The 23,066-nt window shown below is 53.7% G+C and carries 18 protein-coding genes; 8 read left to right on the top strand and 10 right to left on the bottom strand.

From position 1 onward, the window contains the following. Nucleotides 1-393 precede the first annotated feature (393 nt). The 4 genes from Pla144_RS24850 (at nt 394) to Pla144_RS22020 (ending at nt 3,075) form a co-directional block, all read left to right on the top strand. Nucleotides 394-717 (top strand): hypothetical protein, encoded by a 324-nt coding sequence (locus tag Pla144_RS24850; protein WP_197530933.1) that lies wholly within the window; start codon nt 394-396, stop codon nt 715-717. 132 nt (nt 718-849) lie between these two features. Next, a complete protein-coding gene (locus tag Pla144_RS22010) occupies nt 850-2,403 on the top strand; it encodes a type I restriction-modification system subunit M (RefSeq protein ID WP_146452862.1) in 1,554 nt (517 codons plus the stop codon). 62 nt (nt 2,404-2,465) lie between these two features. Next, the gene (locus Pla144_RS22015) at nt 2,466-2,753 is read left to right on the top strand and encodes a hypothetical protein (protein ID WP_146452863.1); all 288 of its coding nucleotides are present in this window, start codon (nt 2,466-2,468) and stop codon (nt 2,751-2,753) included. 142 nt (nt 2,754-2,895) lie between these two features. Continuing rightward, on the top strand, nt 2,896-3,075 hold the full coding sequence (locus Pla144_RS22020) for a hypothetical protein (protein ID WP_146452864.1): 180 nt from the start codon (nt 2,896-2,898) through the stop codon (nt 3,073-3,075). A 681-nt stretch (nt 3,076-3,756) separates the two neighbouring features. Here Pla144_RS22020 and Pla144_RS22025 read toward each other — a convergent pair. Continuing rightward, nucleotides 3,757-4,671 (bottom strand): LysR family transcriptional regulator, encoded by a 915-nt coding sequence (locus tag Pla144_RS22025; protein ID WP_146452865.1) that lies wholly within the window; start codon nt 4,669-4,671, stop codon nt 3,757-3,759. Nucleotides 4,672-4,920: 249 nt separating this feature from the next. On the opposite strand from Pla144_RS22025, the gene Pla144_RS22030 reads away from it, so the two are divergent. After that, a complete protein-coding gene (locus Pla144_RS22030) occupies nt 4,921-6,450 on the top strand; it encodes an arylsulfatase (RefSeq protein ID WP_146452880.1) in 1,530 nt (509 codons plus the stop codon). Between the two features lie 568 nt (nt 6,451-7,018). Here Pla144_RS22030 and Pla144_RS22035 read toward each other — a convergent pair. The 3 genes from Pla144_RS22035 to Pla144_RS22045 form a co-directional block, all read right to left on the bottom strand. After that, nucleotides 7,019-7,771 (bottom strand): SIR2 family NAD-dependent protein deacylase, encoded by a 753-nt coding sequence (locus Pla144_RS22035; protein WP_146452866.1) that lies wholly within the window; start codon nt 7,769-7,771, stop codon nt 7,019-7,021. A 201-nt stretch (nt 7,772-7,972) separates the two neighbouring features. Then, nucleotides 7,973-10,750, bottom strand: a complete 2,778-nt coding sequence (locus Pla144_RS22040) for an AAA family ATPase (protein ID WP_146452867.1) — start codon at nt 10,748-10,750, stop codon at nt 7,973-7,975. A gap of 402 nt (nt 10,751-11,152) precedes the next feature. Then, nucleotides 11,153-11,869 carry a hypothetical protein gene (locus Pla144_RS22045; RefSeq protein ID WP_146452868.1) on the bottom strand — a complete coding sequence of 239 codons (717 nt, stop codon included), beginning with the start codon at nt 11,867-11,869 and terminating at the stop codon, nt 11,153-11,155. Nucleotides 11,870-12,228: 359 nt separating this feature from the next. On the opposite strand from Pla144_RS22045, the gene Pla144_RS22050 reads away from it, so the two are divergent. Then, on the top strand, nt 12,229-12,555 hold the full coding sequence (locus Pla144_RS22050; RefSeq protein WP_146452869.1) for a hypothetical protein: 327 nt from the start codon (nt 12,229-12,231) through the stop codon (nt 12,553-12,555). A gap of 953 nt (nt 12,556-13,508) precedes the next feature. Here Pla144_RS22050 and Pla144_RS22055 read toward each other — a convergent pair. The 5 genes from Pla144_RS22055 to Pla144_RS22075 form a co-directional block, all read right to left on the bottom strand. Continuing rightward, the gene (locus Pla144_RS22055) at nt 13,509-14,591 is read right to left on the bottom strand and encodes a replication initiator protein A (protein ID WP_146452870.1); all 1,083 of its coding nucleotides are present in this window, start codon (nt 14,589-14,591) and stop codon (nt 13,509-13,511) included. A gap of 581 nt (nt 14,592-15,172) precedes the next feature. After that, nucleotides 15,173-15,949 carry an IS21-like element helper ATPase IstB gene (gene istB / locus Pla144_RS22060; protein ID WP_146452871.1) on the bottom strand — a complete coding sequence of 259 codons (777 nt, stop codon included), beginning with the start codon at nt 15,947-15,949 and terminating at the stop codon, nt 15,173-15,175. Then, a complete protein-coding gene (gene istA / locus Pla144_RS22065; protein WP_146452872.1) occupies nt 15,946-17,436 on the bottom strand; it encodes an IS21 family transposase in 1,491 nt (496 codons plus the stop codon). Before istA ends, istB begins: the two co-directional genes overlap by 4 nt. Before the next feature lie 650 nt (nt 17,437-18,086). After that, the gene (locus Pla144_RS22070; protein ID WP_146452873.1) at nt 18,087-18,905 is read right to left on the bottom strand and encodes a Mu transposase domain-containing protein; all 819 of its coding nucleotides are present in this window, start codon (nt 18,903-18,905) and stop codon (nt 18,087-18,089) included. A 583-nt stretch (nt 18,906-19,488) separates the two neighbouring features. Further along, nucleotides 19,489-19,758, bottom strand: a complete 270-nt coding sequence (locus Pla144_RS22075) for a transposase (RefSeq protein ID WP_197530934.1) — start codon at nt 19,756-19,758, stop codon at nt 19,489-19,491. A 335-nt stretch (nt 19,759-20,093) separates the two neighbouring features. Here Pla144_RS22075 and Pla144_RS22080 point away from each other — a divergent pair, with 335 nt between their 5' ends. Next, entirely contained in the window at nt 20,094-21,200 is a 1,107-nt protein-coding gene (locus Pla144_RS22080) for a tyrosine-type recombinase/integrase (protein WP_146452875.1), read from the top strand. A 235-nt stretch (nt 21,201-21,435) separates the two neighbouring features. Here the strand turns inward: Pla144_RS22080 and Pla144_RS22085 are convergent, their stop codons facing one another. Beyond that, nucleotides 21,436-22,107 carry a hypothetical protein gene (locus tag Pla144_RS22085; protein WP_146452876.1) on the bottom strand — a complete coding sequence of 224 codons (672 nt, stop codon included), beginning with the start codon at nt 22,105-22,107 and terminating at the stop codon, nt 21,436-21,438. A 397-nt stretch (nt 22,108-22,504) separates the two neighbouring features. Between Pla144_RS22085 and Pla144_RS22090 the strand changes: the two genes are divergently transcribed. After that, nucleotides 22,505-22,888 carry a hypothetical protein gene (locus Pla144_RS22090; RefSeq protein ID WP_146452877.1) on the top strand — a complete coding sequence of 128 codons (384 nt, stop codon included), beginning with the start codon at nt 22,505-22,507 and terminating at the stop codon, nt 22,886-22,888. Nucleotides 22,889-23,066: the final 178 nt, after the last annotated feature.

The following is a 23,066-nucleotide window of genomic DNA, read 5'->3' on the forward strand; positions in this document are numbered from 1 at the left end:
ACTTGGTAGGACGATGATACGCTTTTAATCACTAGAATTGGGCATACCTCATCTTTGCGTGGTGTTCTAGAGATACCCCAGAACGTTACTAAGATTTCGCACGACTATTGGATTGATATCCACCGCAGTACGACAAGTCCTAAAGTGCGGATGAATCGTTTGTCCAGTGTTAGCTAGTTTTACTGTCCAAAGCCGCATAGCGGCACGTAAGTGGTTTTGGTAATTAGACTTCTGAACAAGAACCCGTTCAGGAGATGGATGTCATGGAACGACGATTTGAGTTGCGGAAAGAGGCAATGCTGGCAGAGTGTGAAGTAGCGCCTCAAGTGTTTCGTGGAGCGGTAGAACGCTTTGACTTGGTTCTTGGTGTGTGAATCACATCGCGGAAAAAAAATGGACACCGGCAATTACAGTTCCTCAAATTCGCGATGGCATGGCAATGCTCTTGCGAGCTGCCTACAAGTGCGATACACCGACCAAAATCGCCTACAACAAAACACGTCGTTTGATCCGAAACGAAGAAGCTCGTTTCTATCACTACAAAGCACGTACCAGATGGGCGAGTCGTATGAAAAGGCAGTTGCTCAGAAGGTCGAGGCGGTAACCGCTGAAGACCTGGCCGCCTACTTCGCGGAGACGGCCACCCAGAACGAGGAGCATGAAAAAGCCCTAAACAACCCTGAGACGCTTCAGGAGTTTCACACCTTCCTTCGCTAACGGAAGTTCGAAGAACTCACCGACCAGCAGCTCGCCCAGTTTGACGCCCTGGCGGCGGATGCAACCAGAATCAAACGCCAATCAAACCAAGCGAGCACCGTCACGCAGTTTCAGTCCGAGGAAGCCCACGAGATGGGCTTCTCCATCAAAGAGGGCTACCACGACAAGAAGCAAATCCCGCTCTGGATTGTGCAGCTCAGTGGCCGCGTGGAGCGGGCCACCTTCATGGAACTCAAAACCAAGGCCAAGCTGCTTGGCGGCTGGTATTCGAGTTTCAAAAAGAGCGACGCTGGATTCCAGTTCACGGCCGCAGAAGACGCCGAGAAGTTCACTTCCCTGCTTTCGGGAGACGCAGACCGCAGCGACACGCTGGAGCGAAGCAAAGAGCGAAAGCAAATGACGGCCGCTGAAAGGCTCGAAGACCTGGCCGATGACCTTTACAAGCGGGCCGAAGAGACGATTCAGCAGAGCAAAGAATCGCTGCAAAACACCGCCCGCCGTGCCGACATGCAAGCAGGTGTTAGGGGCCGAGCTTATGCGGACCAGGCACTTTCTCACACGCTGGTTTCCATCTCTGACGCCCTGGCGTCTGGGGAAGCCAAGTACCTGGATGGCATCCGGCACAAGACCCACGTCGAGATTTTGCAATCGGTGTTGTACCGTGCCAAGTGGGCTCACATCCGCAGCATCAAGCAAGGCGATTCAGAAAGCATCTACGACTACCGCAGTCGCGTTGACGCGGAAGATGGCCGAGCACCGAACCTGAGTGATGTTCGCTTTGCCGAGTACCCCTACCCTTCGGTTTACAAACGGCACTTGCAAGAAGCGGTCGCCAAGTGCTCCGCTTCCAAGGGGGCCAAGATGGCGTCCGCCCAGATGGCCAAGCGAATTGCCAAAGAAGCTGAGTATGTGGAGTTCACAGAACCCCATGACATTGTGCGATTGACGGATTTTCTGGGCAGGGCCAAGGCGGCTGGCTACGATACGACCTGGCTAGAGAGTTCCGCCATAGACTACAACCGCCTCAAGCGGGCTCAGATTGACACCATTCACGAGCTACGCTCTGCGTTGCGTGAACTCATCCCCCACATCGGGCAGGCACGCGGTGATGACGCTGTGGAGCTGGCCGAACGAGAACTCATCGGCAAGAAGCTGGTGGGATTCTTCCCGACTCCCAAGCCCATCATCCGTCAGATGATGGAGCTGGCGGACATCCACGACAACCATCGAGTCCTGGAACCCTCCGCAGGCAAAGGCGACATTCTCGACTGCATTCGAGATGCTCACCCGAACGCTCATCGGCACGGCCTTGAGCTGTACCGCTGTCTGCAAGACGTACTTGTTGCCAAAGGGCATGAAGTGGAGTTTGCGGACTTCCTTGTGCATCAGGGCAGATACGACCGCATCTTGATGAACCCGCCTTTTGAGAAAGGGCAAGACATCGAGCACGTCATGCACGCTTACGAGCTACTGCAGCCAGGCGGCAAGTTGGTAGCCATCATGGGTGAAGGAGCCTTCTTCCGAGGAGACAAGCAAGCCACTGCATTCCGTGAATGGATGCAGGAAATAGGAGCAGAGAATAAACAGCTGCCAGAGGATGCCTTCAAGGGTATCGACTCTTTCAGGCACACAGGCGTCCGCACCAGACTGCTGACTATCGAGAAGCCGCTTAGGCTGTTTGAGTAAGAATCCACTCCGTGAGATACTTCCGTCCATGAACTGAACGAACATGAAGGAGGTATCGAATCATGGACAACAAAGATAAGAAATCAAGAGTGGGAATCAAGCCCGTTCATACCGTAAGAAAGGGAGCGATAGCGGCTAACATTTGGCTACGCCAAAGTCAGACTGGATTTGTCTACTACGACTACTCCATCTCTCGGTCGTGGAAGAGCACCAACGCGGGTAAGGAAGGCTACTCGCAAAACTTCTTTCCCGACAACAAGATGCAGCTTCTCCAAGTCGTTGCCGAGGCGTCCGACTGGATTGCTGAGAAGATGGCCAACGCCGAGACGGTTGTGCTCAACGCAGCCTAACACCCTCAATGCTTGCCCACTGGCATTCTGGTCGGTGGGCATTCTTGTTTGGGCTCTCTGCCCAACATGAAGCCGAGCCGAATTGTCTCCCATTCTCTTGCGAGGAGACAATTTCGTTTCGTTTCATTTCCAGGAGACCGCTATGACTCAACACCAACCCACACACAAGCCAGAGCCAGCACCGCAAGACGAGAACGCCCTGACCGACCAGCAAGCCAGAGAACTCGCTGACAAGGCCAAGCAAGAAGAGTACCGCAAAGCCCACCTGGCTCAACTGCGTCAGCTTCAGTGCCCTGGCTGCGGGGAGACAGAACTCTTCTGACCCCCCTGCCCTGTTCCCTGCTTTTCGTCGGAGCCGCGTCACCTTGCTCTTCGCCAGAACCCAGAGCAAGTGAGGCCAGGCGGAGAGGAGAAGCAGGCTTCCCCCTGCTTTTTGTTGGTGAGCGTTTTGAATTGGATGCCACGCTGATTCATGCAGAAAGCACACTAAGGGCTAACCTGCGTCAGAGTTTCGCTCCGGCGCGTCGAAAATCCGGCCGTAAGATGCTGAGGTGATGTCCACCGACCGCAGTTACGGATTGGGCGGCTGTCTCCTTGGCGTCCGGTGCTGGGAATCTGTGAACTCGCATCGGTGCCTCTGGCGCGGAGACACCTCTGCCAGTTGGCCAGCGGGATAACTAGCCGAAGATGGTCCAACCGACCGGAGTTCTGAATCTGGCGAACTGAAGGAGGTGACGAGACCGCTGCGCTGAATTTCGTTTCGGCGGTGAGCGTGAATGCGACCGCTAGATAGCGAGACGGAGCCTTAAGTGTTTCGAAGACTACCTTTGGCGACAACACAGATCCAAGCGAGAATCAGGGAGTGCTCTCACGGCCCAAAGCAATTCTAGATCCTTGCCAACGCCAGCGATTCGCCGGTTCTTGAAGTCGCCGCGGATGCTCCAACATCACGCTCGTTGCCAAGCATCAAATCGCAGTCGGTCGCGGAAACTGATTACTTTGCTTAATGCTCAACGGCAGCTAAATCAACAATCTTGTTGACGAGTGCATTCGCTAATGGCGATGGTGTTCGGTCGCTCAACTGTACTATGCCGGCCTCTGTCGTTAACGAGGCGGCATCGACCGGTAGAGTGGTTAACAAGCCCGATTGCACCTCCGGTCGGATGGTAGCAGCCAACGCAGCGCTCACACAGTTGCTGTCTAAAACGATGCGCTTCAGCATTGAGTAGTTTTCGCATCGAATCGTTGGCAGGGGCACACTGCCGCTGTTCCGTTCCTCTTCGGTAAGCACAGCATGGAACCACCCGATGGCCCAAGGAGGCATCCGAGGCGTCGCCAGCGGATATTGTAATAGGTCGTGACGCGACACCCGTTCTTTCTCGGCCAAAGGATGCCGACTGTTACAGAACCAAATAAACTCTTGAGCGGGCAGGGGCGATACAACAAAACGTTTATCGTCCGCTACCTCTGCGAGGTCGGCGACAAGTATTTCGATCTCTCCGGAAATGATCCACTCCGATAATTGCTTCCAGTGGTCGACCCGGACATCCACTTGAATTCCAGGATGGTCCTGGGCCAGCGAGCCAATCGCTTGCGTAATATAAGACTCGGACATCGCCGGACCGACACCTATGGTCAGCGATCCGGCTTCGAGCCCACGGAACATACGAACCATCTGGTCCAAGTTCTCCAACCCGGAGAGAACGGAATTCGCGCGTGAAACAATAGCCTCGCAGATCGGGGTCGGCCCGACGTGAGATCGCGACCGGTCAAAAAGAGCTAAGCCGAATTCCTTCTCCAGACGTTGAATCGACTTCGTGATTGCCGGCTGGCTGAGTCCTGTTTCTTGGGCCGCTTTGCCAAAGTGGCAGTGTTCATAGACAGCAACGAGATTTCGCAGATCTTTTGGCTCCGCCATCGAACTCACTCCGGGGATTCGCTTGATTTATCACGTGATACCCTACGGGAATCACAATATCAATAAAGATTACTGGAGGGAATGTTGACAGGCAAGCAGAGCGAGTTAAGTTTATAATTCGGCGATTCGTGTGCCGGGTGGCAGGTGCTGCACCCCACCGCTGTTCATCGTCAGTCGACTCAACTCATCTGGACCACGGAGATACCTGTCATGATCACCAGCGTACTGCGGCCTTTTGTCGCGATGACTATGTGCCTCGTCCTATGTAGTGCCGCGCGAGCTCAAAATAAGCCAAACATCCTCGTCATCTGGGGAGATGACATCGGCACGTGGAACATCAGCCACAACAACCGTGGCATGATGGGCTACAAGACGCCCAACATCGACCGCATCGCAAAGGAAGGCGTCGCCTTCACCGACTACTACGCGCAGCAGAGCTGTACGGCCGGTCGCGCCGCATTTATCAGCGGCTCGGTACCGGTTCGTTCAGGCATGACGAAGGTGGGAATGCCCGGCGCCGCCGAAGGCTGGCAGAAGACCGACTGCACCATGGCCACGGTTCTAAAAAGCCAGGGCTATGCTACGGGGCAGTTCGGAAAAAACCACCAGGGAGATCGCGACGAACACTTGCCAACCGTGCACGGATTCGATGAGTTCTTCGGCAGTCTTTATCACCTCAATGCTGAGGAAGAGCCGGAGAACGAGGACTATCCCGGTGACATGGTCCTGGCCAACGGTAAGACATTTCGCGAAGTCTTCGGACCACGTGGCATGATCAAGTCCCAGGCCGATGGCCAGGGCGGTCAGGTCATAGAAAACCTTGGACCTCTGACAAAGAAGCACATGGAGACGATCGATGATGAGACCAACGCCGCGGCAAAGGACTTCATCAAGCGCCAGGCCGCGGCTGGAAAGCCCTTTTTCTGCTGGTGGAACGCAACTCGCATGCACTTTCGCACCCACGTGCGGAAGGAGCACCGCCATCCGGGTAATGACGAATACACTGATGGCATGATCGAACACGACGCTTTGGTCGGCGAACTCGTTAAACTGATCGACGACCTCGGCCTCGCGGATGACACCATCATCATGTACTCCACAGACAATGGCCCGCACTACAACACCTGGCCTGACGCCGGCACCACCCCCTTCCATGGTGAGAAAAACTCGAACTGGGAAGGCGCTTTCCGCGTGCCTTGCTTCGTCAAATGGCCTGGTCACTTCCCGGCAGGTGTCACGCTCAACGGCATCGTGTCGCACGAAGACTGGCTGCCGACCTTCGCTGCCGCCGCTGGCAATCCCGACATCAAGGAACAGCTCCTCAAGGGTGCCGAATTGAATGGGCGGCAATACAAGAACCACATCGACGGGTACAACCTGATCGACTACCTCAGCGGCAAGACCGACAAGTCGCCCCGCCGCGAGTTCATCTATGTCGGCGACGATGGCGCCGTGATGTCCGTCCGCTATGACGACTGGAAGGCGACCTACCTGGAGAACCGTGCGCATCAACTGGATGTATGGCGAGAGCCTTTGGTTCATCTACGAATGCCGCTGCTCTTCAACCTCCGCCGCGACCCGTTCGAAAAGGCGTACGGGAACTCAAACACCTACCACGACTGGATGATCGACCGTGCCTATGTGCTCGGACCGATGCAGGTGGTCGCCAGCAAGTTCCTCACGAGCATGAAGGAATTTCCGCCCAGCCAGACGCCGGGCGACTGGAGTCTTGAGTCACTAGAAAAGCAGATCAAGAACATGACCGTCGGCGGCGAGTAAACAGATCGTCTGGGGGGGTGCGGTCGATCCAGACTGCACCCCCTTTTTTTGGTCCATATACCCGAAAGCCAAGCTATGAAAGTTTTCTGTCTTGGTCTCGCAGTCGCGTTCGTTTGGGCGCTAACATTCACCGCCAACTCTGCTCACTCCGCTGACCCGTTGCCGGCTGATGACGCGTAGCCGCCACGATGCCCATTCGATCCGAAAACAGGCGACACTACTGCCATCCTTTTCGGGAGAGAATCGCGTCGCCCAGCTGCTGAGGTTTTCTCCACCGCCTGCATTTACAGGTTTCTCGAAAGCGCGGCGGATGCATCATCCTCGCTCAGTTGAGCAGCGAGCTTAGTTGCTGAGGTCGTTTTCACCGCCAGCAGTTGTGTATCAACCAATGGCGTCCAGGGTGGCTCGATGAAACCTCAGTATTTTAGGGCTGAGGCAGTTTAGAAATCAATTCGAATGATGGGAGCCACGGAGCGTAAGCGATTTTGCGACGGACAATAATTCTTAAGCAACTCAGTGTGCATTTTTTGCAGGAATACTGGACTGTGCCCTTCATGGCAGAGACTTGCTACACAATGCGGTAATCGACTGCCGAAAGGGTGACGCCGATCGATTCTTGAATTACTTTGTCCGCCATCACGTCCAGCGGCGTGGTATCGCGGTTGATGATGACCAGCCGGCCCCCGTTTCGTTTCGTAAGCATGGGCAAGTCGGCCGCCGGCGACACGACCAGTGACGAGCCGATCGCCAACAGCAGATCTGCTTGCCGACACCACGCGGCCGCCTGCTCGAGCACTTCCACAGGTAGTGCTTGACCGAAAGAAATCGTCGCGTGTTTCAAGCGACCGTTGGCACATATACGGCACGCGGGAACCCGGTCGGTCTCTAAAAACTCAGCAATCAACGGGGCAGCGTCGGAGGAAGTTCCGCAGTCCTGACAGAGAATCTGTCGCGATGTCCCGTGCAATTCGAGGACGTGCTGATTGCCGGCGACCTGGTGCAGCCCGTCAATGTTTTGCGTGATCACGCCGCGGATCATGCCGTCGCGCTCCCATTTGGCGATCACGCGATGACCGTTGTTTGGTTGTGCGTCGGCGAAGTCACGATCGCCCTCCGCCTTCTGTCGCCAGTATTCGTATCGCGCGTCGGCGCTGGCCATAAACTCGTCGTAGTAGACGGTGCGGTACTTCGACCAGACGCCGCCGGGCGAGCGAAAATCGGGAATCCCGCTCTCGGTACTGACGCCGGCGCCCGTGAAGACAACCGCGTTTTCGGCTTTCTTCAGCCAGCCTGCAATTATTGTCGCGACCTCGGAATTCATGCAGTGCATTGTTCAACTCGCAAGAACGGCAGTCAATGCGAGGCACGGTCGTGCGCGGCATTTGAGCGACGTAAGGCAGATAGCGGCCTCGACGCGTCAGTTGCCCTTATAAACATCGGGGGACGTGTCGCTGAAACCCGTTAGGTGTTTACGGCCTGCGCAGGTTCGCGTCTCAGCTAGTTGCCATACTATCAGAGTTCGTCAGGCGGAAACGTCTGCGGCTGCGGCTGGTGACTCAGCTAGGGTTGGTTTCAACTTCTGTTCCACAGCCTTGGCTGGCACGACCTCGCTCATCTTCGTAAGTGAATAACGATGCTGTCTGAACCGGAAGGCCTGCTCGCCGCCTTCTAGTTGCACGACTGCGGTCGTAACCTCAGATCGCTCGAAGCAGCCCTCGGCAACCACGACGCACTGACGGCCAGTATCGGCGTGCGGCCGGTTCTCCAGCTTGATCACGTAGTCCGCATCTCCAAGGACGGGAATGTTGGCGACGTGGGTTACGACGATCAGCTGCCGAAGAAACTTCGCCTTCAGCATCTTGGGGACGATCAGGTTGACGACGTAGGAGTATCCCAGCTCGTCTTCCGGCTGATCAACGATGAGAGGACGCGACCGGGTCTGAAGCGCCAGCGTTAGGATTGCTGCGCTCTGCTCACCGGGTGACAGGCCAGTAGCGAGATCTGCATATGTCTCTTCGCCCTCGCGTTTTACTTTGATGCGTGGAACATCGGGAACCTCGATGGTCTCGATCTTGTTGACCAGCTCGATGTCGCATCCGATCGTGCAGAGCACTTCCTGAGTGTTCTTGGTTAGGTCGCACAGTTCGAGCAGCGACGGTGATCCCGGTCGGCTGGCGATCGCGCCGTCATTACATACTGCCTCGGCCAGCTCCAATGGAGTAACGTTTGCTGCTATGTTCCGGAGGTGCTGTTCGCGGTTCTGGATTCGCTGGTACTTGTTGGTGATCTCGTCGCAGATTTCGCGTAGCGATTCGAGATACTGCCGTGTGTCGCCACTCGCCTCCACATTGACAACGATCTTCTTATCGAAGGCACCGTTCAGTTCCTCGGCTTTGTCCGATCGAGTCTTCCTGATCGTGGCGTTGGCGACTTGCAGCTGCTTCCGCAGCGTATCCCGCTCGTTCTCCAGTCGGCTGACTTCAGTCTCTACGCTGCCAAGCCGGGGCTGATCCTTTTCCTTGATCTTACGGATCTTCGCGCGGTGTGACGCAATCTGCTGACGCAGTTGCGTCGGCGATTCGACGCCACTCTTCTTCAGTTGCTCGGCAATCTCTTTCTCGTGATCGGCGTGCTTCGCCTTCCACGGCTTCAAGTGCGACTGATGCGTATCGCTGAGCCTCTTGATAGCACCGACCAGCTGCGCTCGGGCGGCCTCGATCTCGTTGAGACCCTTCTGGGTATCTTCTCGCCAAGCCACGATGGCCTCCCGGTCGGCCACCTTCTCGACGGGGACAGCTGGAAGTGATTGCGAGAAAAGCTGCACCAGCACGTCGTCTTCGTCGGCCAGCTCATTCGGGACGGCTGGGTCAGGGATTTGAGCTGCCGCGAGTGTAATGGTATCTACAGCCCCGGTGATCTCATCCACAACGGCAACAGCGTTGCCCCACTCGCCTTCCGTAGCTTCGTCGGGCAGCTGCTCGTTGAATTCATTCAACTCCTCCTCCAGACGCTTGAGCCCTGCGATCTCGGTCTTCAGCGTCTCACGCTCAGCGTGCAGCGGCTTCAAGGCAGTGGCATTGATCGTCAGCTTCCCGAAGATCTCATCGCGCTTCGCCTTCGTGCTGTCGAGTTCTGCGAACTCGTCCAGCATTTCCATCTGCCGGTCGATGTCGCTGCGAAGGAGACCGATGCGACCCTGCTCATAGACCTCGATCTGGAAGGAAAAGTCGTCTGCCGGTTCTAGATTCTCGTTATCTTCGTCGTAGACGTAGGCAATCGCCGGGTCGCAGCAGCCGGTCACGTCCTTGCCGCTCGTCGTTGGTCGGAACGTACGCTCGAAGACGTAGTGCTCGCCGTTGGAGCGGAGAAATAGCTCGACCTTGCTTTCGGCCTGCAGGATACTTTCCAAGCGTCGCAGCAGTGTCAGCCTCGAATTATCATCCGTCGGGTCTTCAGTGTGGCCGAGCACGAACCGGATAAAGTCGAAGATGGCTGACTTGCCGGCATGGTTATCACCGACAATGCAGTTCAGCGATTCGTTAAAGCAGAAAGTCTGATCTTTGCAGTACCCACCGTGGACACGGACGGCAAGGATGCAATCGTGGACTGCAGCCAGTGGTTCATCTAGTGAGATACGGGTGCGAGGCTCGCAGGCCACCTGCCGCAGCCCGTCGATGGTCGGAGCTTCCATGCGGAACCACGAGCAACCGTCGCCAATATCTGACGGTTCGTGAGCATCACTTCGGTTGAACGGAGCCAGGCAGTAGGTGCTCTCTGCTATCTGTTTAGGTGAAGCCGAACTGAGGACGTAGCGGTTGACCCAAGTGCCGTCCTTGTCGTGGCCGATGTAAGTGACCTTGTCGGCGTGCGCGTCCTGTTTGACCTGAATCAGTTTGATGTGCCCGGTCTCAAGCCAATTGACGCGGGTCTGAATCTTCGGCGAACAGGAGAGGAACCCGATATTGGGAGTCCACGGGTGCGGTGCGACGACGATCCCGCCCTCATCCACGATATGCTGGAGTACATCATCGACCGTTTTCTTCGAACCAATCTTGGTATCGCCGGTGCCGGGGATCTGTAGCCAGCCGATGAAGTGCTCGCGCTGCTTCGCAGTGTACTCCTGCGGGAAGATCGCGATGATGTGGACGCCCTCGTGAGTCGTGATCTCGATGCCGGGGAGCACGGTCAGTGCTCGGCCTTCGGTCTTCGACTCAGCGTAGATTTTCTCGTAGGCGTCGAATGTCTGATGGTCCGTGATCGCGAGAATGTCGATCTCGGCCTTACGTGCCTCGGAAACCATGTCCTTGGCGGAATGCCCGAGGCCGTGAGCGTGGAGGTTGACCTTATACCAACGGTTTCCGTAGGTACCTCCGGCGACGAGCTGCTTCAGCAGATCAGTGCGTTGAGTAGCGAATGGAGTTCTCCTTTACGACTAGGCATCCAGCGAAAGTCCGCATTATAGCATACTTGCCCCAAGTGTCGAGCTAGAGACGATCTGGTAGCGCTACTCGCGGACGCTCAAACCTCCCTCAGCCCGACACGCCAGGGCACCTTTCGATCAGACTGCAATACGCCCACTAGGTCATATCCTCTTGGCATCTGCATTTCCACCCTTGTGCCTCAGGCCGGATCGAAGCCCAATTTCTTCAGGATAATCTGCAGGACGGCTGGAAGCAGCGTTGCACAACGTTGAATGTCCAATTCAGAATTGCCCAATGCTCGCCTCTCCGACCATCTCGTTTCGATCGATTCTCTTTTCGAACGACCGGACAATTTCCCGTTTGAACCGCAGACAACTTGGTGGTATCTTCGCGTAGCCGGCAGCTTGACGCTTCGCATTAATCAATCGTAATAGCTTCAGGAGTTGTTTGCGGACCGGCGCATAGGGAACGTAAGGAAGAATATAGAGTTCTTCGGCGAGTGCCTCTGCGCGGCGGTGACAGGCAATCGAGAGAAAGTATGCACTGAGTTCTCGATACGCATCTCGGGCGATCAGTACTCGCACGCGCCACTTTCCATCGACTCTTGGTGGATCCTCCGGTGATCGTTTCTTGAGATAGTTTCCCCGCTTTACCGTGATAGAATAATCTCCGATCCTGATCGGCATACGCCGAACGTCCTTCAAGTTGGTTCTCTCTCCCTCGCGTATGGGATGATCGCCGTGGGTCGCCAAGAGAATCCAAGCCCTCTGGAAGCGAACATACTGAACATTCCCCAATCCTTGGCTCTTCCGCCAGCGGCGTGCCCCTTCGGTCTTAGCGACATCATACTTGGCCAGCAGCTTGGCATCGAGCACCGGCGGATTCTTGTCCGCCGGCACTAAACCCTGCACAAAAAAGTAATAACCTTTCGGCAACAGATGCGTCGCGACCCGTTGCAGGTAGCCCACTAAACTTGTGACTTCATATTGGTATTCCATTGCACCACCCTCCTTGGAGACTACTTGCCTTGTGCAAACAGTCTCAAAGAAGGGCGAACAAAATCCTTGTTGTTCGCCCGCTAGAGAAAATCCTTTCACGCCCTGGCAACCTCCCCGCAGGAAAGTGCCAAGACTTTCAAGAACCTCTGGAAAATCCTGATCAACCTTGCATTGAAGAGCCTTGTGACACGCGGGTTGGCAGCGGCGTGGCTACTAAATTCACAGCCGCCACGCTCTTAATTCCATACCACCGCAGTATCTGAAAACCTCGGGGGAACGTCCTCGTGCAGTAATTACACCTCGGCTGTTCACCCTCGATTCGCTGCCAAAAGACTCCTCTTCTCCCGAAGAGAACTCGTTTGACTCACATTGCTTCCAACCAAGGAAACTACAGCGGACCGCCGGGAACACAAATCCCGGTCGGCCCGCAAGTAGCTCGTCCATCCGTTTGGCCTGTAGGCCAGTCACTGCTTTCGTCGTGGCTATTGTGTCCTGGTGCCACCCAGGACGCCAACGAGTCCGGACTGCCTTGCCCGGCGGAATCGACATGCATCGTGCGTGCGAATTCCGTCTTTGCCTGCGCAAAGAACATCGCCGAAGTGCACTCCGAGGCTTCCGCCCCGCAGGCATTTGGCTTTCTACTTGCAGCCCACTCCCAGACTGTCGCGTTTGAAGCACGTCGCTGACAAGCGACGCACCGGCTACCAACCGGCAGCGACAGCCCTTCCTGCGTTAGTCAATTTCTTCGCTTAGTCACGAGAGTTCCGTGGGTGAGCAGGTTTCCCTGCTTGGCAATCACGCTTCTAGGTGCGGCTGTCAGGCCGTCCTACTCGACGCAAGGTGACCGATTCGATCGGTCCATCCCTTACGGTTTCAGGGTGCGAATCTAGAAGATCCCCTTACCGTGAAACGGTTGCTTGTCCCCAGTACGTTGCGGCTATCGCCGCCAACGTACGCATTTCGGCATCGACTCTCTCGAAGCTGACCGGCAAGCCCTCACGGGCCTTTCATGGTTGAGCTATTCGTCGCTAGCTTCCGCTAGACGCCGGGCGCGTCACCGCCCGATTCCGCTTGTCGCCAAGTCGGAAACTCCCCACGCCGGCCGAGGTCATACAGTCTCCCGCTGGAGGTCTGTATCCCCTGGGTGGATTACGCCATCCTACATATGGAATGGCATCACCTACTTTGAAATTGACGGCTTGCGATAGAACTCCATCGCAAGGTTTTCCGCATCGCCCCCATTCGGAGCGAAAAGAGAATAAGTCTATAGGATAGAGATCCAGGATTACTCTCTCGTTGTGTGAACTGCACTACAAAAACAGTTCGGTCCGAAAGGATTACTCTGGAAAGCCTCCTTCGAACCGGACAAGCACGTTTCCGCGCATCCGGCTCTACCGGCAAGCGATCGTGACGGGCGGTAAACTCCGTCCCCTTTCACATGGCTGGCGGCCATGTTCCTCGGGCGATCACTCCCAAACGGATGGAAATGTCAAAGCGTTTTACGATCATCGACAGTCGAAGGGCCTATCCTGTGCCCTCCTGAATGAAATCTATAACATGGTTTGGAATAAGAAATCAATGAAAAGATCGATAGCAACAAGGATTCTACTACCATGACCCAGCCAAGTGACACCGCCGGTTAATTAGCAGGCGCACCTGCTTTGATGTCCAGGAAACGGCGGACATACTCCTGACGAATCCGCCGCGATTGAAGGAGCGGGGTTCCCTTGGAGCGCTCCTCCTGCACGATGCGACGTTCGAAGTCTGATCCAAACCCGCTCTCCAGTGCCCTCGTTTCACCAGCGAAGAGTTCGTCTTCTTGTTGACTTGCGAGCCAGGACTTGAATTGATCATTCGTCGATTCTATCGTCACAGCGGACTCTCTACTTTGCTTCGGCAGGCGTGGTTCAATGCGTTTGCGAAAGAAGATCATGGCCGTGCCCTTTTCGGTTCCATACCACATCTCCTGGAGATACTCGCAATCGCACAGCCATTTGGCGGCCCGATCCAGGACGCGGGCCATTTGGCTCGGGCTGTAAGTCGGACAGAGTCCCAGCGTACCCACAGCCAGCCGGCGCAGATCAAATTTGGCGACGGGATTGTGATGAAATCGTTTGTCAAGGATGCGAAACAATCGAAGGGGGACTTCGCGCCGACGCCCTTGGCCGATTTTGCGAAACAGTTCCATGTTGAGAGTCTTGATAAATCCGTCCTGAAAACTCTTCCAAATGACTTCGGTCCATACGAAGGAACAGAGTCGCTGCTCAGCGGAGCCGCTAGCGGCACGTGCCCGGTCGAGCCGGTCCCGAGAGCAGAGGTTGACCTCTTCAATCAAATGGAAGGTTTTGGATTTCCATTCCTGCTCTCCTTTGTCCCACCAGGCGTTCTTGAACTTGAGCGTCGTGCCGGCAATTCGATCAAAAGACTCCTCCAGCCGACGATACGCTCGCCCATCGGGTGGCCAGCCGATCGATTTGCACAGATAGTAGCGGCTGAAATCAACTCTACGGGACTGATAGCCCGCTTCATGCGTCAATAACTTCATTCCCACGAGGACTTGATCGTCAATCGGGCGTGGCAGCCCAAAAGCGTCCGAACCGGTAATCAGCATTTTTCGTGCGACCGGTCGTTTGAGCGTGCGGTCAAACGTTTCGTGCTCTACTTCCATCGTTTTGACACGGGTGTTACTGATGGGGCCGAACGGAAACTCGACGAGATTCATCTCATCCTTTCCGAAAAGCGGGACTAGTTTATCTTCTGCTTGCTTGCTCCTAACCAGTTTCAAGTTGCTCCTTTAATTTTCTCGAAAAAAGTCCATAAACGTTCTTTATGTTCATCTAGTTCATAAGTCCGCTCCTGCCAACTTCCTGAATTCACTCACGAAATGACCACCGAAATTGTCTGGCGACACGACAGTTCTTGTCTGAGAACACGTGACAAAATGTCTCAGGACACGTGAGAACCTTGTCTCGCAACACGAGTGCTGCTTGTCCGGCGACACATGAGCCTGTCTGGCAACACGGTATAAGTTCGAGCGAGCACTTCAACTCTACTCAAGTTACATACATCGAGTCCGTCCCATTGAGCAAGCTATTATCTGCGTGGGAATTGTGACTCCGGCACAATAAGTGATATGCGGGCTGTTCGTCTCAAAAGGCATTCTCGCCACAGTGGCGGTACTCGACGTTCTGTCTCGACGATAGTGTAAATGGCAGTTGAAAATCAGAGCGCCTGGCGGTCGAAAAGTTTAGCGCTGGTTGGGTACGGGGATTGTAATGAGCCCTCCCGTTTGGGCCAAGTACGTTACTCCTGAGGCTTTCTTCGGCGACGTTTCTGGGCGTCCTTGAGTCGATAGCTCTCGCCGGTGGTTTCGAGAATGTGACAGCGGTGCGTCAAGCGATCCAGCGCAGCGCCGGTCAGCCTTTCGCTGCCAAGGACTTCGGTCCAGTTCTCGAACGGCAGATTGGTGGTCACAATCAGGCTCTGCCGCTCGTAGGCCGTGGCGATGATGTCGAACAACAACTCCGCACCGACCTTGCTCGCCGGCACGTAGCCCAACTCATCCAGAATCAAGAGGTCTTGCTTCGCGAGTTGCGAACGCATCCGCAGCAGCGATTTCTCGTCACGCGATTCGATCAGCGTGGTGATCAGCTCCGTGACTCGAAAGAAGCGGACCTTCTTGCCCGAGAGGCAGGCCGCCATGCCCAGCGCTGTGGCCAGGTGAGTCTTGCCGGTCCCGCTGGCACCAACCACGATCAAGTTCTCCCGCTTCGAGAGGTACTCGCCGTTGATGAGTTCCAGCACCAGTGGCTTGTTGACCGAGGGCTGGGCCGCGAAGTCGAATTCATCGAGCGTCTTGTGAGCGGGAAACCGGGCGGCTTTGAGCCTCCTGTCGGCGGCCCGCCGCTCCCGATCGACCAGTTCCAGTTCACACAATGCTAAGAGGAACGCCAGGTGATCGAGATTCTCCTGCGCACTGCGGGCTGCCACCTTCTCGCACTCGCCATGCATGGTGGGCAGCTTGAGTTGTTTCAGGTGGTGCTTCACCAGCACCGTGCTCTTGGTTTCGGTCTTGGTCATGATTGGCCCTCCAGGAGCAGAGCCTGGTAGGCCGAGACATTCGTCTCGGTCACCGCCACCGTTTTGAGATGGGGCCGGCCATCGAGCGAGAACAGCCCCACCGGCGATTCCCGGCGATGCTCCAGGATTACCCGAATGCTATCGGCATCGTGGATGCCGATGTCGAGCGCATAATCGACCGCATCGGCCAGTTGCTTCAGCGTACACGACTCCAGGAGGCGGAGTGTGCGGATGAACTCCCGTGTCCCCAAGCCACTGGGCTCCGTCTCCATCCGGCGACGAAGCGTCAGCAAGCACTCAGGGAGGTCCCAATCCTCCAGGGGCCTCGCATGATCGAAGCCCCCCGGCTTCTTCTCCAAGAGGGCCAAGTAGTGGACCGGATCGAAGACGTGTTGTTCCCGGCCCCAGTGCCGTGGGTGCCGGGCCACGAGTTGCCCACCGAACGCCAGGCGAACTTCGTCAACACTGGCAATCACGGTGATCTGTCGATGGGCATATTTTACCGGCACGCTGTAGCGGTTCGTATCGAACTGCACGAGTGACAGCGAATTGGCGGCAGCCGGTGTGACTCTCCGGGCATCGAACGGCTGGCTGGGGAGTTCCCGCATCGCAGCATGTTCTTCGAGTAACAACTGCTGTTTCGTGGCCGGCTTGCCATACAGCCTTCGCTCGAGATCCTCCCGGCAACGACGTTCGAGTTCGGCGTTGAGTTGCGCAAAGGAATCCACCTTCGGAACGGGGACCAGGTAGTTGCGGCGGCCGAAGCCGACCAGATTCTCGACATGCCCTTTCTCGTTCGCTCGTCGCACTAGGCAGAAGTGCGACGCGAACAGGTAGTGGCTCTGGAGCCGGAGAAACTCCTTGGTGAGCTCTCGATCGCGACTACCGGTCAGCTTGGTGACAGCAATCTTGCTATTGTCGTAGCTGATCCTCGTGGGCACCTTGCCGAAGAACTGAAAGGCTCGCTTGTGACCTTCTTGGAACGATTCGGTGCATTCGCGAGGGAAAGCCTGGATATAGAAGGCGTCGCTGTAAGGGAGTGACGCCACGAACAAAGCGGCTTGGACTCTTTCTCCCGCTACGTCGACATAACCGTGGCCAAAGTCGACCTGCGCTTCGCCTGGTGGGTGCGATAGCGGCAGGAAGACTTCTTGGGAGGTTTCCCGCCACTGGCGGACTGCGTTGCGGACGGAAGTATAACCTCCGTCGTAGCCATGCTCTGCTTGCAGGCGATGGAAGATCCTGGTCGCCGTGTGCCGCTGCTTCTTGGGAGCCTGCTGATCCGCTTCGAGCATCTCGTGGATGATCGGCAGGTAGGGATCGAGCTTCCGCTTCGTGCGGGGCTTGCTCATCCGGTAGCCGGGGGGCTCGGCGTGGGTGAGCATCTTCTCGAGCGTCGGCCAGCTGAGATTATACTCACGACAGGCGGCGCGCTTGGAAAGTTCGCCGGTCAGCACCCGGCGACGGACTTCGGTCCACTGTTGCATATCGGCATACACTCCTGTGCCTCCGTGTGAATCTGGGGAAGATAGCGGCTGACGCCGCCATCTTCACAGATTACACCGACTGCACGGTTGTGCGCTTCACTTTTCAGTTGCCAATTCCCCCCGCCAGGCGCTCTGGTTTTCAACTGCCATTTACACGAGGCCAATAAATATCGTTACACTTACGATAACCGTTTCTTGTTCATTTCTCTGACACTTCTATGACAAGTGAAGCAACTGAGGATAGAGCTCAGGTGCTATGCACCAGTACTTCAATCATTGTCAGAAAACTGTCAGAGAATCCCTGGTAAGAATCTGAAAAACATGTAAAATCTGGGTGTCGTCAGAGCGGTCGTTACGACTCGATTTGCTTTGGCAACTTCAACCAGGACAACAGCTTAGGTTCGACGGAACAACAGCGTGGGCTCCGACCTTCGGAACCAGGGGTTGGGGGTTCGAGTCCCTCCGGGCGGACTAGACGAAACTCCCGCCGAAATAAGAGTTTCTGTTACCTGTCGACGTTCGACAGTGCGGCGTTTCCCAAGCTTCAAGAACGGTACATACGTTTTTGGAAAAACAGCAAAGGAGATGACCTGCCCCCAAAAGTGGTACCACTTTTGGGGGCAGGTCAGACAATTGTCCACCGATTTCGATTACACCGTTGGCAGGTAGAAAAGTGCTAAAACCTGCTTAAAGATGCTAAGACTTGCTAAGACTTGCAAGAAGTCAACAGTGTAGTAAGATCGCGTTCTAGGCTTGTTTTTAAGTAGTTTCTCTAGATTGCAGCAGGGAGCCTCATAACCTCGAGGTCGTCGGTCAAAGACGTGTTTTTCTCGCCCCCAGTGTCGTGAATGCCTAGCGATTAGCTCTCCCTGAAACGTCAAGCGAACTTCATCAACGCTCGCCACGATGGTGATCTGCCGATGAGCGTATTTTACAGGAACGGAATATCGGTTCGTATCATACTGGACCAGCGACAGCGAGTTAGCACTTGCCCCGGTGACCCTTCTGGCGTCAAACGCTTGCCGAGGCAAGTCGAGCATCTTAGCGAGTTCTTCTCGGAGAAGTTCTCGCTTGCTCGCCGATTTACCACGTAAGGTGCGGTCCAGATCGACGCGGCAGCGTCGCTCTAGTTCCTCGTTCAGTTCGGTGAGCGTATTCACCTTGGGAATCGGCACTAGAAAATTGCGTCTGCAATAGCCCACCAAGTTCTCGACGTGCCCCTTCTCATTGGCTCGACGAACCAAACAGAAATGAGATTCGAACAGGTAGTGACTCTTGAGTCTCAAGAACTCACTGGTCAGCTCACGCTGACGACTGCCGGTGATCTTCGTCACAGCAATTTTTAGATTGTCGTAGCTGATCCGTGTCGGTACGCCACCGAAGAATTCAAACGCTCGCTTGTGACCTTCTTGAAATGATTCGGTACATTCGCGCGGAAACGCCTGCAAGCAAGGAGAGAGAGCCTTCAACTCTTCCTTCTGAAATCGTGTCTAGAGTTTTTCACAAGCCTTGCAATTGATCCTAAACAGGCATTGGGTTTCTTGCTACAATTGCGATCTTGTATCCTGTTGAGATGCGGTTCATTTTGTATTCTGATATGGGAGAAGAAAATGGCGTCAGGTAAAACTAACTGTGCGACTTGTGGACGAGTTATCGTACAACCGGATATTTCACCTGACCTGCAATTCAACAACTTTGCTTTTGGTCCGCGCTATTACCACAGTTGTTTCAAAAAGGCACACAAAGAGTGGAGTGACGGAAAGGCCAAGTTTGAGAAAGTGTACGAGCACACCACTGAGACTTGTTATGGATGCGACGGTCGAGGAAAAATAAAAGGGCATCAGTGCCAGAAATGTGATGGCAAGGGAAAGACTAAGAAAAGCAGCCTTAGTGATATGCGTTGGAGCTTTTTCTTACACTTCAATGGGTTTGACTGTGATAACGGATAGCGGTTGGTGGAACGTGAATGCCCAAGCACCTGGCAGACGCGTCGCTTGCTCACTTGGTAAGCCACGTGCAGCTTTCTGGCCAGAGTCCTTCGATGATCGTGCTTTAGAACTTTTCCGAGACAACCTCCTGCAACATCTTCTTGTCCTTGCTTAGGTCGGCTACCAACTGTTTCAGCTTGCGGTTCTCATCTTCCAGTTGTTTCAGCCGACGCAACTTGGCAACTCCAAGACCATAGTACTTCTTCTTCCTACGGTAGAAGGTTTGATCCGGGATACCCATCTTACGGATGATCTCTTCCACCGAGGTGCCAGACGATTGCTGACGCAAAAAACAAAAAGCAATCTGTTCTTCCGCATAACTCTCTCGCATCATAGCACTGGGCCCTCCTTCGAAAATGCAAGATACAAAAACACTTGTATTCCGCATGGAACAAGAAACGGGGCAAAGGTCAAATTCTTATACTCAGCAAGAAGTAAATGGCATTATTTTGATATCTACCGAATACTGTTCTAAACTGTTCATTCCAACACCCAAAGGCTTAAATAGTTGGTTTACTCTGACACAGAAAGCAACTCGATTTTGAGTAAGGTTTCTTTTACAAAAGCGCTGTTCCCGGTTGGGGCGTAAAGGTTTTGTAAAAGGCCCCCTTCTTTCGACTGCTATCAAATCAGTTCATTCCTTAAAAAGGAATTCATGAACTATTCAGAATGAAACGGGAGTATCCACGCTACAACGCAACTACTGAAGACCTAACGCAGGTATTAACGAGTCGTGACCGCGCAATTCTCCACGACTTTCTACAATTCTGTCGCATGACGGCAAGCGAAGATCGAGTCACGTCCAAATACCAACGATTCCTCTTGCATTTTAGGGATGTTGTCGAAAAACCATTCGATTCTGTGACGAAACAAGACGCCATCGCGTTTTGGGGGCTCGTAAAAAACGCGCCTTATAGTGAACACACCATCATTGCCATTCGCAAGGTCGTACGCCGATTTCTCAAATGGCATTTCCACGATCCCGAAATGATAGAACCCTTGAAGATTCCAGGAAACTATCTTGTAAACAAGAACCGGGTAAATAAAGCAGCATTGCTCAGCCAGCAAGAATTGCAACAAATGGTGCATCGAGCCGAAAAGATTCGAGATAAATGTCTGCTGATCCTGCTCTACGAAACTGCTGCCAGACCGCAAGAAATCCGCGACCTCAAGTGGGGCGATGTGAACTTTGAATTGCAAGAAGTTCACTTGTACTCACGCAAGACAAAAGAAGATCGCGACCTTCCTATTAGTGAGGCGCTGAAGCACTTGCAGCGATGGAAAGCTGAATGGGTTTTTCCTGATCCTGACCACAAGGACTTTATTTTCCCTTCAACCATCGGTTCGCGGTCCAACCGACGAAAACCAATTTCCGTTGCCTACATAAACCTCATTATCAAACGCCTTGCCCGAAAGGTTGGTATTCAGCGCGATGTATATCCCTATCTCCTGAGACATACAAGATTAACCGAAATACGTCGGCGCGGTGTCCAGGGAATCGAGTTCAACAAATTTGCCGGACATGCCCCAGGAAGCAAGCATGAAAACGTCTACGTTCACCTCGACAACGAAGATATGCGCAAGACCATCTTGGAAAAGGTCTACAAGGTTCAGGAACTGAGCGCACCAGAACGAGATAAGTATGAACAACGCATCACGGAGCTTGAAAGCCAAATTGCACAATGCCACATGCAAATCAGGAATGTGATCTCATTTTTACAAGAATCTCGCAATGTGATGATCGATGCCCAGGGACAATTGGAGTCTCAAATCTAAACAGTTTATTCTTTAAGTACTATTCACGGCACCAGAACGCATGACTGAACACGATTCGAATGGCATTTCAGAAACTTTCGAAGATAGGCTCCGGCGATTAGCTGAAAAGAGTGTGGAAATTGAGAAAGAGCTACAAGCGTGCTTGTGCAGGTAAAGTACCTCCACAGTTCAGGCGATCACAATGACCATGCAACATTGCTGAAGTTGTTTACCTAGGTTTCTAACGCTAGTCCAACTACTCGCATAGAATTTGGTTTTCAAGTTCCTTGCCTCGCAATTGATGATGCCAAGCAATAGAGAGAGCCTGAAATGAGCAGATGGTATTCCAAATTATTTCATTGTTTTCGTCGAGAACCAGTTCAAGGTTTATGGTATCCACCTCAGCTTGCGTTCCGTTCCTACTGTAGCTCAATATCTTGCATTTCATTACTGCACTTCGATCACCAGTGAGTGGCCTCTGAAGGGGAGTGCGATAAAACTTTACATTGCTTCTTGTTGCAAATGCATTCTGCAGAATTACGGAAAGAGTATCTTCTGCAAGAGGCGGTAAGTGCTCTTTTCCCCACCCGACATTCTGGGCCTTGATTGGTTCTAGTAGAATAGAAGTCACACTTTCATCCTGGGTCGCCTGGACCATGCTCTGAAGAATCTGTTCCGATTGCTGATACATTGCGCGATAATTATCATTGTGTGCGTAGATTGCAATTGTGATGAAAGCGGTCATCAGCAGGATGAGATTGCAAACAACCAAAATGCTACGCCAGTAACGCAACTGGTCAACATGGATATGATATCGAACGCATAGACGGGGCAAGGGTGTGCCCTCCAAGTAGTGCTCTTTGAGAATGTCCAGTTTTTTGCTCAATGAATATGTTCGATATTGGTGCTTTGGAGTCTTTTCTTTCACTTGGTTCATCTTATTTTCCTTCGTGAGTGCATTTCGCAATTAGGTACGTTCCAGCTGTTCTGTATGGGAATACAGGCACCACCACTTTTCCAGCCGGGAAGACATATCGTAGGAGACTTACTTACAAGTGAAGAGTTCACTGTAATTGCAATTGGTCAGGACGACTTTCGATTAATCGTCCAGGATTCTCAGACATCTTGGAGAGTGCAAACTATATGTCGAAAATTGCAAACCGGGAATTTACCAAAGTATCGGTAGGCAACATGCAATGAGATTGATGTCATCAATATCAATGTCATCTTTTTGAAGGACTTCGTTTTCTGCTTATTTGTCACTTGTAATCTGAGGTGTATCAATAGAGGCAAAGATTTAAATATGGCAGATGATGCCTTCTTGAATGTGTTGTGAACCAACGTTGGAAGAAATGGAAGCTCTGGTAATCCCCAGCGTTCAGAAAGTCGTCGGGAGTAGCTACAAGTACCGCAAGGTCTATGTCCATCTGCTTCACGATGAAGAGGAGTATTTTATAGGAGGGTTCGACCCGGACAAACGACAAATAGTGGCCTACGAAGTATTCCTTGACCGCAAAGATAATTACTATGGCTATTGGGGTCGTCGTCGCGATTTTTACGGGCTCTTAGAGAGGACATCAACCAATGGGGCAAAGCTGGTCTGGAATCGAAGTTTTGTGCCCCGCCGAGCAACCACGGTGCCCAAGATTCAAGCGTGTGACCGCCAATGGTCCAGGATGACGCAATCCGACGGAGAGGCAAGTATCTGATCTTAAGGCAATCCAGGTCATTTCGTATGAATCCGCTATTTATCCTTGTTTTGATAACGTCCTAATAGTTGCGCAGATTTGTTTAGCTTGAAACGGGCAGTCCCTGTTTGGTAGGAATTGATTTGTGTTAATTCGACCCCTACCAAGGACAGGAGACTGCCACGATGGCAAGTGTAGT

Origin of the sequence: Bythopirellula polymerisocia, from assembly GCF_007860015.1 — a bacterium.
Lineage (GTDB): Bacteria > Planctomycetota > Planctomycetia > Pirellulales > Lacipirellulaceae > Bythopirellula > Bythopirellula polymerisocia.